Here is a 14,505-nt window from a genome sequence, read left to right on the forward strand (position 1 = left end):
ATTTATTATGTTGACTAGCGAAGTTAGAAATATTTACTTTCTAATATGCGTAATGTCACCATCCGCCAACTCCGCACGATCGAAGCCGTCTGCCGTCTGGGCAAGATCAATCTTGCCGCAGCCGAACTCGGCCTCACCGGTCCTGCGCTGACCTTGCAGATCCAGCAGCTCGAGCGGGATGCGGGCGTTGCACTGTTCGACCGGGGACGTGAGGGCATGGTGCCGACAGGGTTCGGCCTTGCGTTTCTGGAAGCTGCCCGCTCGGTGGAGGACAGTCTTTCGGCGCTCGAAGAATCCATCAGCGCCATGAAGGGGTTACGTAAGGGCCGGCTGCGGCTCGGGGTGGTGTCGACAGGCAAGTATTTCGCCCCGCAACTGATTGCTGCCTTTCGCAAGCAGGCACCGTCGATCGAGATCAATCTCTTCATCGGCAACCGGGCCGAGATCATCCAGAAGCTCCGAGACCATGAGTTCGACATCGCCCTGATGGGGCGTCCGCCCCGCGATTTCGAGGTCCGCTCGCAGGTCTTCGGCGATCATCCGCTGGTCTTCATCGCGCCCGCCGATCACCCCCTGGCCGGCGTGCTCGACATCTCCCGCGAGCGCATCGCGGAGGAGCAGTTCCTCGTGCGCGAAAGAGGGTCGGGGACGCGGATTTCGCTCGAGATTTTCCTGAGCGCCGTTCCCCGGCGTCTGGAGGATCTGGGGACGGAAATGGGGTCCAACGAAACCATCAAGCAGGCTGTGATTGCCGGGCTCGGCATTGCCTTCATCTCGGCGCATACCATAGAGCAGGAGGTCAAGCTCGGCCGCCTCGTCATCCTCGACGTGGTGGATACGCCGATCCGCCGGCAGTGGTTCAGCGTGTCGCGCCGCGACCGGTCCTTCAATCCCGCCATGCAGGCATTCGAGCGCTTTCTGCTGACGGAAGGAGCCCGTCATCTGCCGGTGGTGGCAAAGCCCTACCCGGCAAATGCCTTCGGCTGATTGCAGCATGCCGGCAAGGGGACAGGGGCCCCGCGCTTCAGCCGGCTCCGAAAATGTCTTCGCTGTGGGGTGGGGTGGTCGAGGAGGTTGCCGCTACGGCTTCCAGCAATGAATCCATGATGGCCTTGCGAAGAGCATAAGTATTGGCCGTCGTTTGTTTGCGATCCAGTCTTTGGGCTGCGGCGACCAGATTGACGCCTTGCTGCAACACGATCTGCTGTGCCCGATTTAACGCCCAGGCCTCAAGATTTGATTGCTGATTCATTTCAGCTCCTGCGGCTAAGTCATAGATTTCGTCATCTGACCGATACGAATCGATCTTTAATAAATAATATTATCTTGTTCTGATTTTCGAAATATCCATGAAGCTTGCGCGAGGCTTTTCATCGCCTCGCCCAATTTTAGTCAGCTATATCGTTCTTCCGGTGTGTTCTTGCGGCATGTCGAGCGGGATTACACGCGCCCTGCATGGGCGGGTGCCGGCAAGTCTGAGCGATCTGTGTTCCGGCGGCATGCCTGGAAGACCGGCCCGATGCCGATGAGAACCGGGTTCTCGTAGCCGATTTCGCTTATTCCCCGTTCGAGATCGTTCAGGCAACCTGCCCAGCTTTTCTGGCTGGAGCGGGTCACGGAACTTGCGACGACGACGGGCAGATCGTGCGCCATGCCCGCGTCGAGCAGGCGGCTGCGGATCTTGCCGGCCGTTCGCCCGCCCATGTAGAAGACCGTGGTCGTCTTCGGGTCGGCGAGGTTGCGCCAATCGAGGTCGGCGGGCAGATCCCCGCTGCGGGCATGGCCGGTGACGAAGCGGACTGCCTGGGCATGATCTCGGTGGGTCAAGGAGACCCCGAGGCTTGCCGCCATCGCGCTTGCGGCGGTGATGCCGGGCACGACATCGCAGGAGATACCGTGCCGTTCGAGGAAGGCGATCTCTTCACCGGCCCGGCCGAAGATCATCGGGTCGCCGGATTTCAGCCGTACCACCCGTTTGCCTGCCTTGGCGAGCGCCAGCATGGTATCGTTGATGTCCTCCTGCCGGCAGCTTTCGCGTCCGCCGCGTTTTCCCACCAGCATGCGCTTGGCTTCCCGTCGGGCAAGCTCCAGGACTTCGGCCGAAACCAGATCGTCGAACAGGATCGCATCGGCCGATTGAAGGGCGCGCACGGCTTTCAGGGTCAGGAGTTCGGCATCGCCCGGACCGGCTCCGACCAGGGTGACATGGCCGTGGGTCGGGTCGACGACCAGCCGTTCGGCGTCGGCGAGCAGGGATTGGCCATCGCTCTCCTCCGGTGGGCGGTTGCCGGCGAAAGCGCGGTCCACGAAGCGTTCCCAGAAATTCCGGCGTGACTGCGGCGTTGTCAGAAGCGTGTTCGCCCTTTCTCGCAACGCCTGCGCCAGTTCCGCCCATGACTTCAGCGCGGGCGGCAGCAGCGTCTCGATACGCCGGCGGATCGCCTGGGCGAGAATCGGGGCGGCGCCGTCGGTGGAAATCGCCACAACGACCGGCGAACGGTTGACGATGGAGCCGAACTGGAACTGGCAGAAATCGGGCTTGTCGATGACGTTGACGGGAACACCGGCCGCACGGGCGGCATCGTGAAAGGCCTGCGCCTCCTCTTGCGTTTCGCAGTCGGCGAGCGCGAGAGCCTTGCCCGCGAAGATGCCGGGATGCCAGGCATGGTGGTGGTGGATGATGGAGCGGACTGCTGTCTCATCGATCAGCGCCTTCATAGCCTCGCCCAACTCCTCATTCGGGCAATAGACATGCACTTCCGCTCCGCAGGCGGCCAGCAGCTCGGCCTTCCAGGCCGCACCGTCGGAGCCGCCGGCGACGATTGTCTGTTTTCCTGCAAGCGACCAGAAAACGGGAAGCTTGGCGAGCGGGGCGACACGCGCCGTCGTGGTCGGTTTCGGCTCACTCAGCCGCAGCGGCATGGCAGGCATCGATGATCCCCCTGATTTCTGCGCGGCAGGAGCCGCAATTGGTGCCCGCGGAAAGTGCCTCGCCGACGGCTTCCACTGTCCGGCAACCGCCCTTTACCGCGGTAACGATCTGGTTCACGCCCACCGAGAAGCAGGAGCAGACGGTTGCGCCCGGATCGGGCCTGTCCGCCGCCGGCCGGCCGGCGATCACGGCAAAGCGCGTACGGGCATCCGAATGGCATTGCTGCAATTGCCCGACCGCCCACTGGCGGGAGACGGCAACCGGGGTTGTCGCGACGAAGAGAGCCAGCAGCAACCGCTCTTCGAGGAAATAGGCCAGCCTTGTAATGCCGGTGGCGCGGTCGCCGTATCCGATCAGTTCGGCTTTCGCGGGAAGCCTGAACCGGGCGCGGCACCAGCCGTCCCAATCTTCGGCAGGCTGTTGCCATGCGAGTTCCGTGCGCCAGCCGCCGGGCGCGCGGGCAAGGGCAAAGTAGGGCAGATCAAGCCCTTCCGGTCTGTTCGCGCTGATTGCGAACCCGTAGGCCGCTGCAGCAAAGCGCCTTGCCTGCACTGCGACATGTTTGGAGGCCGGCTGGCCGGAGACCGGGTCCGTCACCGGTGGCACCAGCGCATCGATACGGCCTTCCGCGGAGGTCTCCCCGGTCCAGTGCATCGGCACGAAAATCGAGCCCCGGGATTGCCGTCCGCTCAGCAGGGTGCGGACGATCACGCGGCTGCCCGTTTCGCTCGCCAACTCGACGAGATCCGCATCCCCTATGCCGAGGCCGCGCGCGTCGGCGGGATGCATCTCCGCATAGGGTTCGGCGATATGGGCGGAGAGGCGGGCGCTCTTGCCGGTCCGCGTCATGGTGTGCCAGTGGTCGCGTACTCGGCCCGTGTTCAGCACCAGCGGAAAGTCGCTGCTCGTCCGCTGCGGCACATCGGGTGCAACGGGCACGAAGCGGGCCTTGCCGTCGGGATGAAAGAAGCGCCCCTCTGCGAAGAACCGCGTCGTCCGGGGGCCGGTGCCGGCGGGCTGGGGCCACTGGAATGGCGCGAGAGCGTCGAAGCCGGTCTCGTCGATTGCCGCATACGCGCCGATGTCGAAGTCGCGGGCGCCGTCGTTTTCGAAGGCGGAAAGGGCGGCATGCTCGGCGAAGATCTCCGCCGCCGAACGGAAGGAAAAGGCCGCCTTAAAGCTCATGCGTCGGGCGACCTCGGCAATCTGCCACCAGTCCGGCCGGGCCTCGCCGGGGGCCGGCAGGAAGGGCCGCTGCCGGGAGATGCGCCGTTCGGAATTCGTCACGGTGCCGGATTTTTCGCCCCAGCCGGTGGCAGGCAGAAGAACGTGGGCAAGCCTTGCTGTGTCGGTCTCCTTCAGGATGTCGGAGACGACGACGAAGGGGCAGGCTTCGATGGCAGCCTTCACGCGGTCGGCATCGGGCATGGAAACGACGGGGTTCGTCGACATGATCCACAGCGCCTTGATGCGTCCGTCGGCGACGGCCTCGAACATATCGACTGCCTTCAGTCCCGGTCTGCTTGCTATTGTCGGTGCATTCCAGAAGCGCTGAACACAGTCGCGATGTTCAGGATTTTCGATCGTCATGTGGGCGGCAAGCATATTGGCGAGACCGCCGACCTCGCGGCCTCCCATGGCGTTCGGTTGGCCGGTCAGCGAGAAAGGCCCCATGCCGGGACGACCGATCCGGCCGGTCGCCAGATGGCAGTTTATGATGGCGTTGACCTTGTCCGTGCCGACCGAGGACTGATTGACACCCTGGCTATAGCAGGTAACGACCTTCTCCGTCCGTTCGAAAAGGCCGAAGAACTGGCGCAGTTCGCTGGCGCCAAGGCCCGTGTTGTCGATCAGTCCGGCAAAGCTCAGGGCGCTTGCAGCGGCGAAGGCGTCCGCGAAACCTGTCGTATGGGCGGCAAGGTAATTCTCGTCGATCGCCGTGCTCTTCGCCAGATGGGCGAGCAGGCCGTTGAAGAGTGCCACGTCGCCGTCGGGGCGAATGGAAAGATGCAGATCGGCGATGTCGGAGGTTGCCGTGCGGCGCGGGTCTATGACGACGACCTTCATGCCGGGTCGGGCTGCCTTGGCGGCGGCAAGCCGCTGGTAGAGCACCGGGTGGCACCAGCCCATGTTGGAGCCGACCAGCACGACGAGATCGGCGAGTTCCAGATCCTCATAGGTTCCAGGCACCGTGTCGGCCCCGAAGGCCCTGCGGTGGCCGGCCACCGACGAGGCCATGCAGAGCCTGGAATTGGTGTCGATATTGGCCGAGCCGATGAAGCCCTTCATCAGCTTGTTGGCGACGTAATAGTCTTCGGTGAGCAACTGGCCGGAGACATAGAAGGCGACCGAATCCGGGCCGTTCTTGGCGATAGTCTCCGCGAAGGTGCGGGCCACCGTGTCGAGAGCCGTGTCCCAGCTGGCGCGCTCGCCCATGATTTCCGGGTGAAGCGCGCGTCCCTCGAGATCGAGCGTTTCGGCAAGCGCCGAACCCTTGGAGCAGAGGCGTCCGAAATTGGCCGGGTGATCCGGATCGCCCTTCACCGAGACGGAGCCCGCATCGTCCACGGTTGCGATCACCCCGCAGCCGACGCCGCAATAGGGACAGGTGGTCCTGGTTTCAGTGGACATATCTGCAACCCCGACGTGGTAAAACCATACCCGCAACCGCAATCGCCAAAGCCTGCATCCCGCTACTCCGCCGCCTGCAGCAGGCTTTCGAGCATGATGGACAGGCACCCGTTTTCGTTGCGCAGCGGAATGGTCCTGACCTCTCCTTCGTCGGCGCCGAGCGCCTTGCCGCTTTCCAGCGAGATCACCCAGTTGTGCAGCGGGCAGGTCACGGCCTTGCCGTGGACGATGCCTTGGGAGAGCGGACCTCCCTTGTGGGGGCAATGATCCTCGATGGCGAAAACCTCGTTTTCGGCCGTGCGAAAGACGGCGATCTTGCCTTCCGGCGTCTTCACGCAGCGGGCGCCGCGGAGCGGAATGTCGTCGATATGGCCGATTGCGATCCAGTTCATGGGTTTCGTTTCCTTGTTGTTGCCTAAGACCCCTCCCCACCCTCCCCACCCTCCCCACAAGGGGGAGGGCTTAACCCAGCCGAACCCTTGGCGGAGAGAACCGAGCGGTTTCCGCCAGGTCTTCTCCCCCCTTGTGGGGGAGATGGCCGGCAGGCCAGAGAGGGTCTTCTATTCCGCTGCGGCCGAGTAACCGACCGTCGCCATGGGCTTGAACTCATGCTTGTCCTTGCCGGAAACGCGCTCCGACCACGGGTCGACCTGGGCGAATTTCTGGGAGAAGACGAAGCGGTCGAAATAGGCCCGGCGCTTGTCGTGATCCTCCATGATCTGGCGGCGGATCTCTTCGGTGCCGATGCGTTTTGCCCATTTGTAGATGCGCTCGAGGTAGCGGGCCTGTTCGCGATACATCTGGGTCAGCGCCACGATCACCTCCAGCGCCTCGTCCTCGGTCTTCACGAGGCCGAGCACCTCCGTGCCCTTGATGTCGAGGCCCGCGGCACCGGCGAAGTGGATCTCGAAGCCGCTATCGACGCAGATGACGCCGATGTCCTTGCAGGTCGCTTCCGCGCAGTTGCGCGGGCAGCCGGAGACGGCGAGCTTCAACTTGGCCGGCGTCCACGAACCCCACATGAATTTCTCGATGCGGATGCCGAGGCCGGTCGAATCCTGCGTGCCGAAGCGACACCATTGCTCGCCGACGCAGGTCTTCACGGTGCGCAGGCCCTTGGCATAGGCCTGGCCGGAGATGAAACCGGCCTTGCCGAGATCGGCCCAGACCGCCGGCAGGTCTTCCTTGTGAACGCCGAGCAGGTCTATGCGCTGACCGCCTGTGACCTTCACCATGGGAATGTCGAACTTGTCGACGACATCGGCGATCGCCCGCAGTTCCGAGGAACTGGTGACGCCGCCCCACATGCGCGGCACGACGGAATAGGTGCCGTCCTTCTGGATGTTGGCGTGTACGCGCTCGTTGATGAAGCGCGACTGGTAGTCGTCGGCATATTCGTCCGGCCAGTCGCAGACGAGGTAGTAGTTGAGCGCCGGGCGGCACTTGGCGCAGCCGCAGGAGGTCTTCCATTCCAGTTCCTGCATCACGGCCGGAATGGTCTTCAGACCTTTCGCCTTGATGAGGCGGCGCACGTCGTCATGGCCAAGTTCGGTGCAGGTGCACATGGGCGTGACTGCGGCCGGATTATAGGCGTCGCCCAGCGTCAGTGACATCAGCTGCTCGACAAGGCCGGTGCAGTTGCCGCAGGAGGCGGATGCCTTGGTATGCGCCCTGACACCGTCCAGCGTCGTCAGTCCCTTGCCGGTGATGGTGGAAACGATCTTGCCCTTGCAGACGCCGTTGCAGCCGCAGATTTCCGCATCATCCGGCAAGGCTGCAACGGCCGCCATAGGGTCCAGCGCGACACCCCCCTGGTAGGCCTGACCGAAGATCAGCGTCTCGCGCATCTCGGAAATGTCGGTGCCCTTCTTCATCAGGTCGAAGAACCAGGAACCGTCCGCCGTCTCGCCGTAGAGCACGGCGCCGATGATGCGGTTTTCCTTGAGGACGAGGCGTTTGTAGACGCCGGCGGCGGCATCGCGCAGCACGATTTCCTGCCGGTCGGGAGCCTCGGCGAAATCGCCTGCGGAAAACAGGTTGATGCCGGTGACCTTGAGCTTCGTGTTGGTGACGGAGCCGTGATATTCGGCGCTGCCGCCCGTCAGCCGGTCGGCCAGTACCTTCGCGCTCTCATAGAGCGGCGCGACGAGACCGTAGCAGATGCCGCGGTGTTCGGCGCATTCGCCGAGCGCGAAGATCGAAGCATCCGAGGTCATCATGCCGTCGTCGACGACGATGCCCCTGTTGACGGCGAGGCCCGCCTCCTTGGCAAGCTGAGAGGCCGGGCGGATGCCGACGGCCATGACGACCATGTCGCCTTCGATGACGCGGCCGTCTTCCAGTTCGATGCCTTCGACCTTCTCCGTCCCGAGGATTGCCTTGGTATTGGCCTTGGTGATGATGTCGATGCCGCGTTCGTTGAGCGCCTTTTCCAGAAGGTAGGCGGCGGCGGGATCGAGCTGTCGTTCCATGATGGTCGGCATCAGGTGGATGACGGTGACATCCATGCCCTGCCGTTTCAGGCCGTAGGCTGCCTCAAGTCCCAGCAGGCCGGCGCCGATGACGATGGCGCGGCCTTTGCCGCTGGCGATCTTCAGCATGTTTTCGACGTCGTCGAGATCGCGGTAGGGCAGCATGCCCGGCAGTTGATGTCCGGGAACCGGGATGATGAAGGGCAGCGAACCGGTGGCGATCACCAGCTTGTCGTAAGCCGCCGTGATGCCGTTCGCCGAGGTGACGGTCTTTGCATGGCGGTCGATCCCGGTGACTTTCGCGCCCTTGTGCAGCGTCACGTTATGGGCGGCATACCAGGCGTCGTTGTGGATGACGATGTCCTCGTAAGCCTTCTCGCCTGACAGCACGGGCGAGAGCATGATGCGGTCGTAATTGACGCGCGGCTCGGCGTTGAAGATCGTGACGTCGTAAAGGCCGGGGGCCTTTTCGAAGAGTTCTTCCAGCATGCGGCCGGGGGCCATGCCGTTGCCGATGATGACGAGTTTTTCGGTCATACCGTTGGCTCCATGTCTTTCGTGCTGCGGGTGCTTGCCGCGATCATCACACCGGACAGCGTCCCATAGGCGGACGTCCAGGCAGCCTTGGTCTCCGGGGTGAAGTCCGGGCCCAGACCCTGTTCCAGTGTCCAGAGAAGGGCGTCGCCCACCACCTCGTAATGGGCAGGCTTCACGCCATAATCGTTGTGCTTGACGGCCAGCGCCTCGGCGGCAGGCACGATGCTCTGAAGATCCTTGAGACCGTTGACGACGACGCCGAGCGTCGTCATCAGCTTCCGCCCCTGTTCCTTCATTTCCCCCTTGAAGAGAGGCTTCACCTCGGGCGCGATTTCGAAGAGCCTGCCGTAAAAGAGCTCCGCTGCAGCTTCCCTGATGGGTATGACCCTCGCGAAGGAAGACTGGACGAGGTCAATATCCTTGGGTGTCATGACGCTCTCCTCCTCATTCAGCGGCTTCGACGAAGCGGTGGCGTTCGTAGAGGAACTTCAGCACGGCTTCGCGGGATTTGAGGTAGGTGCGGTCTGAAGCGAGCGCGATGCGGTCGCGCGGGCGCGGGATCGGGACTTCCAGAACTTCGCCGATGCGTGCAGCGGGACCGTTGGTCATCATGACGATGCGGTCGGAGAGCAGGACGGCCTCGTCCACGTCATGGGTAATCATAATCATGGTGTTGCCGAGCCGGGCATGGATCTCCATCACGGCATCCTGAAGGTGCGCGCGGGTGAGTGCGTCGAGCGCGCCGAAGGGCTCGTCGAGCAGCAGGATCTTCGGCTCCATGGCGAGCGCCCGGGCAATGCCGACGCGCTGCTTCATGCCGCCGGAGATTTCGGAGGGGCGCTTGTCCCTGGCATGGGCCATCTGCACGAGGTCGAGATTGCGCATGACCCATTCGTGCTTTTCGGCCTTGCTCTTGCGGCCGGCGAAAACCTTGGAGACCGCGAGGTTGACGTTTTCGTAGACGGAAAGCCAGGGCAGCAGCGAGTGGTTCTGGAAAACCACGGCGCGTTCCGGGCCGGGCTCGTTCACCTCGGCGTTTTCGAGTAGCACGGCGCCGCTCGAAACGCGGGTCAGGCCGGCGATCAGGTTGAGCAGCGTGGACTTGCCGCAGCCGGAATGGCCGATGATCGAAACGAACTCGCCCTTGTCGATGGTGAGCGTGACGTCTTTCAGCACTTCGGTCTTCGTGCCGCCGCGTTCGAAGCTTTTGTCGATATGGTCGATCTTGAGATAGGCGTTCATGGTGTCGTCTCCTCAGTTGGCGGCCGTGCCGCGGGTGACGACGCTGCCGAGCAGGGCGACCAGCTTGTCGAGAACGAAGCCGGTCACGCCGATATAGGCGAGCGCCACGATGATGTCGGAGAGCCGGGACGAGTTCCACGCGTCCCAGATGAAGAAGCCGATGCCGACGCCGCCGGTCAGCATTTCTGCGGCGACGATGGCGAGCCAGGAGAGACCGACGCCGATCCGCAGACCGGTGAAGATGTAGGGAGCCGCCGCCGGGATCATGATGCGGATGAAGAATTCGAGCGGATTGAGGCGCAGCACGCGGGCGATGTTGCGATAGTCGTCCGGAATGTTGCGAACGCCGACGGCGGTGTTGATGATGACCGGCCAGATCGAGGTGATGAAGATGACGAAGATCGCCGAGGGGTTCGAGTCCTGGAAGGCAGCCAGCGACAGCGGCAGCCAGGCAAGCGGCGGCACGGTGCGCAGGATCTGGAAGATCGGGTCGAGACCGCGCATCGCCCAGACCGACTGGCCGACGATGGCGCCGAGTACGACGCCGGCAACTGCCGCAAGGCCGAAGCCGATCGCCACGCGCTGAAGCGACACCAGAACCCGCCAGGCAAGGCCGATATCCTGCGATCCGTAATCGAAGAAGGGATAGGCGATCAGGTCGAAGCTGTCGGCCCAGACCTGGGAGGGCGGCGGCAGCGTCGCGCCGGGATGGGAACAGGCGATCTGCCAGACGCCGAGCAGGACCAGCAGGACGACGAGCGGCGGCAGGATGTTGCGCAGAGTGGCAATGCCGACGCGCTTCAGGTCGAGTTTCGCGGCAGGACGCTTTGCCATCTGCACGACGGTGCCGGTCTTGATCGCGGCAATGGCCGGCGCCTCGGTATCGGCTTTGCGGGCGGTTGCGGTCATGTTTGGGTCCTCTGTCGAGTGGTGTTCGTTGTGGTCAAATCCGGCCCCTCATCCGTTGCCGGACCCTTCCCCCGTGACCGGGGAGAAGGTGGCAACAGCCGGGTGAGGGGCCGCACGACTTACGCGCCTGCCTTGATTGCCAGGCTTTCGAGATAGGCCTTCGGGTTTTCCGGGTCGAAGACCTTCCCGTCGAAGAAGGTTTCCGGACCGCGCGAGGTCGAGGCGGGAATATCGGCCTCGGCAATGCCGAGATCCTTGGCGGCGGAACGCCAGATGTCTTCGCGGTTCACCTTGTCGATCAGCGCCTTGGTGTCCGTGTCGGGCGCGAACTTGCCCCAGCGGATATTCTCGGTGAGGAACCAGAGATCGTGGCTCTTGAACGGGTAGGAGGCATGGTCCTTCCAGAACTTCATCTCGAGACCGGTGTTTTCCGCGACGCGGCCGTTGCCGTAGTTGATGTTGCCCTTGAGACGGCCGAGCACATCCTTCGGCGGCACGTTGAACCATTGGCGCTTGCCGAGGATCGTCGCCATCTCCTCCTTGTTGTCCATGCTGTCGGCCCAGATCTGGGCCTCCATCACCGCCATCATCAGGGCCTTTGCGGCGTTGGGGTTTTTCTCGATCCATTCGGAGCGCATGGAAAACGCCTTTTCCGGATGTCCCTTCCAGAGCTCGCCGGTGGTGCAGGCGGTAAAGCCGATACCCTGGTTGACGAGCTGTTCGTTCCATGGCTCGCCGACGCAGAATGCGTCCATGTTGCCGACCTTCATGTTGGCGACCATCTGCGGCGGCGGTACGACGATGGTGGAGACGTCCTTGTCCGGATCGATGCCGCCGGCGGCGAGCCAGTAGCGGATCCAGAGGTCATGGGTGCCGCCGGGGAAGGTCATGGCGACCTTGATTTCCTTGCCCTCGGCCTTCTTCGCGGCGAAGACCTCCTTGAGCTTCGAGGAGTCCAGGCCGACGCCGGTTTGCGCATATTCGCTGGCGACCGAGATGCCCTGACTGTCGAGGTTCAGGCGGGCGAGGATCGACATGGGCACGGGAACGTTGTTCTGGGTGACCTTGCCAGCTTCCATGAGATAGGGCATCGGGGTGAGGATATGGGCGCCGTCGATGCCGTTCGCGGCGCCTCCGAGCACGAGGTTGTCGCGGGTTGCGCCCCAGGAGGCCTGCTTCGCCACCTCGACATCCGGCAGGCCGTACTTCTCGAAGAGGCCTTTTTCCTTGGCGATAATCAGGGGGGCGGCGTCGGTGAGCGCAATGAAGCCGAGCTTGGCGCCCGTGACTTCAGGGGCGGCGGTCGCGGCGAAGGCGCCGGAAGGGAAGGCGGTGCGCACGGCGCCGATCAGCGCGGCGGCAGCGGTGGTCTTCAGAATGGTACGGCGATTGATGCCTTGGCCTGCGGTCTTCGTCATTGCTGTCCCCTTATGGTTGGCGGAAATCCGGAAACAAAAAAAACGCCGCATGGAGTTTGCGTCTTCAGGACCGGGAGAAGCCTGGACAGCAAAAACCTTGCGACGTCGATGTCTGATGGTTGTGCGCTTGTTGAGCGCTCATCTGCCTTCCGGTCGCCGTTGACCGGTGCGAAAATATCGAAGCAAGTGTCGTGCCAGTTTCCGGTCTTGCTTTTTAAGGTTATGAATTTCGGGCGAAATTTCGTATTTCGACGGGCTGCGACTGTGTCTGTCCGAAAAACAGGCTTGCCTAAGGATTGTGCGACTGCGTCATTCCAGCGCGAATTTTCGCCGGTGCATTGTGCAGTGCGTTCCGATCAGGCGTCGTGCTGGCTGGCATTCGGGCTCTCGCTGGAGCGGACGGCAAAGCCCTCCACGTAGTCCTTTATCCTTGCCGGATCGAAGACGTGGCCGTCCATGAAGCGGTCTTCCGTCCTCGAGCCTTCGATGCGGATATCCGCGTCCGTCGGCAGTCCGGTATCGCCGAGCGCCGTGCGATAGAGGTCGGGTCGAAATGCGGATGCCGCGGCTTCTGTCCCGGCTTTGCTGAATTCCGCCTGACCCCAGCGGATCATCTGGCTGTAGATCCAGAGCGCCTGGCTGGGCCGGGGATAGTTGGCGTGATCCTTGTGGAACAGGAAGTAATCCGGGATGACGCGGACATTGCCCTTGGCGTCGAGGCTGAATTCTCCCGATAGAACGCGCCGGATGATGTTGACAGGCGCTGCGATGAAGCGCGGGCCGGCCAAAAGTTCGGCGAGCGCGTCGTGGTTTTCAGGGGCGTCGCACCAGCGGGCGGCGGCATCGAGGGCGACGATCAGGCGGGACACCGTTTCCGGATGGCTCTCGGCCCATTCCGGCCGCATGCCGATCACCTTCTCGGGTGCGGAAGGCCAGATATCCTGCTTGGCGGCGACGATACGGCCGACGCCGCGTTCGGAGGCAACCATGTTCCACGGTGCGCCGACGCAGAAGCCGTCGATCGCGCCGGCGGCCAGCGCGTCGGATGTGAGCGGCGGCGGGACGACGACGAGCTTGACGTCCTTGTCCGGATCGATGCCGCCGGCGGCAAGCCAGTAGCGGAATTCGTAATTGTGGGACGAAAACGGATAGGTCATGCCGAGCGTCGGCAGTGGTTCTCCCTGCCTTTTCATATCCGAGAGCACCCGGGCGAATGCGCGGGCATTGTCGAGGGCGCCCGCCGTTTCCGTCAGGCCTGCTGTTGCCTGCATGCGCTCGTAGAGACGTAGCGACAGGGTAATGGCGTTGCCGCCCCGTCCCAACGAAAAGGGCGTTATCGTCGGCGATGGATTGGAGCCCAGTCCCAGCATGGAGGCGACCGGCATGGGCGAGAGCATATGGGCGATGTCGAACTGTCGGAAGGCGAGGCGATCGCGAACGTTGGCCCAGGAGACATCGCGCGCCAGGTCGAGGTGCAGGCCCTCCCGTCGAGCAAAGCCGTATTCGGAGGCGACAATCAGGATCGAGGCGTCCATCAGCGGGATGAAGCCGGCCCGGAGCGTCTTCGGATCGCTCGCGCCGCCGATGGCCGGGGCGGGATGACCCGCCTTGATGTCTGCCGTTTTCGTCATCTCATTCACTCCGGTTCCTCCGGACGGCGGCCTTGATTGCGGCCGGCATCACATCAGCAGGCCCGCCGCTGTCACCACGCTCTGGGCGATTTCGGCGAGCTTCTTCTTCTCGTTCATGGCCGTCTGACGCAGCAGCGCGAAAGCTTCCTCCTCGGAAAGGCCCCGCATCTTCATCAGGATGCCCTTGGCCCGTTCGATCACCTTGCGTTCTTCCAGCGCGGTCTTGGCATCGGCCAGTTCCCGCTGCAGGCGGCTGAAGGCGTTGAAGCGGCTGACGGCCATGTCGAGGATGGGCTTTACCCGCTCCTTTTTCAGTCCGTCGACGATATAGGCCGAGACGCCGGCGTCGACGGCCGCTTCGATCGACGCTGTGTCGGAACGGTCGACGAACATGGCGATCGGGCGACTTACCGTGCGTGTCAGCTGGAAAAGATGCTCCATCATGTCGCGATTGGGGCTCTCGATATCGATGATGATGACATCGGGCTGCAGCGTCTCGATGATCCTTGCGATCCCGTTGACCTCGTGCACAACGGTGACGTGCTCATGCCCCGCCTCGCGCAGGCCCTCTTCGATGATGGAGGCGCGGATGGCGTTTTCGTCGATCACGAGAATGGTGAGATCGGTATGCATCATGGGATCATAGATGACGCAGCGCGAAAAACTTGGCAAGCGAAATGCTTAAAATATGCGCTGTCTGTCCATTTGCATAAAAAGTCACCTTAGCGAGGTGA

At 63.0% G+C, this 14,505-nt stretch carries 12 protein-coding genes; 1 reads left to right on the top strand and 11 read right to left on the bottom strand.

Translation table 11 applies throughout. The annotated features are described in order from the left end of the window. The first annotated feature begins 45 nt into the window (after window positions 1-45). The gene (locus J5N58_RS03620) at window positions 46-987 is read left to right on the top strand and encodes a LysR family transcriptional regulator (protein ID WP_112831316.1); all 942 of its coding nucleotides are present in this window, start codon (window positions 46-48) and stop codon (window positions 985-987) included. 37 nt (window positions 988-1,024) lie between these two features. Here the strand turns inward: J5N58_RS03620 and J5N58_RS03625 are convergent, their stop codons facing one another. The 11 genes from J5N58_RS03625 to J5N58_RS03675 form a co-directional block, all read right to left on the bottom strand. After that, the gene (locus J5N58_RS03625; protein WP_112831315.1) at window positions 1,025-1,252 is read right to left on the bottom strand and encodes a hypothetical protein; all 228 of its coding nucleotides are present in this window, start codon (window positions 1,250-1,252) and stop codon (window positions 1,025-1,027) included. A 188-nt stretch (window positions 1,253-1,440) separates the two neighbouring features. After that, a complete protein-coding gene (cysG, locus tag J5N58_RS03630; RefSeq protein WP_113443902.1) occupies window positions 1,441-2,931 on the bottom strand; it encodes a siroheme synthase CysG in 1,491 nt (496 codons plus the stop codon). Then, the gene (locus tag J5N58_RS03635; protein ID WP_113443903.1) at window positions 2,903-5,563 is read right to left on the bottom strand and encodes a nitrate reductase; all 2,661 of its coding nucleotides are present in this window, start codon (window positions 5,561-5,563) and stop codon (window positions 2,903-2,905) included. Before J5N58_RS03635 ends, cysG begins: the two co-directional genes overlap by 29 nt. 62 nt (window positions 5,564-5,625) lie before the next feature. Next, a complete protein-coding gene (gene nirD, locus J5N58_RS03640) occupies window positions 5,626-5,955 on the bottom strand; it encodes a nitrite reductase small subunit NirD (protein ID WP_113426638.1) in 330 nt (109 codons plus the stop codon). 168 nt (window positions 5,956-6,123) lie between these two features. Next, a complete protein-coding gene (gene nirB, locus J5N58_RS03645; protein ID WP_244709717.1) occupies window positions 6,124-8,571 on the bottom strand; it encodes a nitrite reductase large subunit NirB in 2,448 nt (815 codons plus the stop codon). Further along, window positions 8,568-9,002: a globin family protein gene (locus J5N58_RS03650; RefSeq protein WP_244709720.1), complete on the bottom strand. Its 435-nt coding sequence runs from the start codon at window positions 9,000-9,002 to the stop codon at window positions 8,568-8,570. The genes nirB and J5N58_RS03650 overlap by 4 nt, the downstream gene beginning before the upstream one ends. A 13-nt stretch (window positions 9,003-9,015) precedes the next feature. Then, on the bottom strand, window positions 9,016-9,813 hold the full coding sequence (locus J5N58_RS03655) for an ABC transporter ATP-binding protein (RefSeq protein ID WP_113438857.1): 798 nt from the start codon (window positions 9,811-9,813) through the stop codon (window positions 9,016-9,018). A gap of 12 nt (window positions 9,814-9,825) precedes the next feature. Then, entirely contained in the window at window positions 9,826-10,722 is an 897-nt protein-coding gene (ntrB, locus tag J5N58_RS03660; RefSeq protein ID WP_112829160.1) for a nitrate ABC transporter permease, read from the bottom strand. Window positions 10,723-10,841: 119 nt separating this feature from the next. Beyond that, window positions 10,842-12,140: a CmpA/NrtA family ABC transporter substrate-binding protein gene (locus J5N58_RS03665; protein WP_244709722.1), complete on the bottom strand. Its 1,299-nt coding sequence runs from the start codon at window positions 12,138-12,140 to the stop codon at window positions 10,842-10,844. Between the two features lie 356 nt (window positions 12,141-12,496). Further along, window positions 12,497-13,780, bottom strand: coding sequence for a CmpA/NrtA family ABC transporter substrate-binding protein (locus J5N58_RS03670; protein WP_414899505.1), 1,284 nt, complete (start codon window positions 13,778-13,780; stop codon window positions 12,497-12,499). A 39-nt stretch (window positions 13,781-13,819) separates the two neighbouring features. After that, entirely contained in the window at window positions 13,820-14,407 is a 588-nt protein-coding gene (locus J5N58_RS03675) for an ANTAR domain-containing response regulator (RefSeq protein ID WP_112829367.1), read from the bottom strand. Between the last annotated feature and the right edge of the window lie 98 nt (window positions 14,408-14,505).

The sequence above is a fragment of the Paenirhizobium cremeum genome (genome assembly GCF_022884085.1).
Classification (GTDB): Bacteria; Pseudomonadota; Alphaproteobacteria; order Rhizobiales; family Rhizobiaceae; genus Allorhizobium; species Allorhizobium cremeum.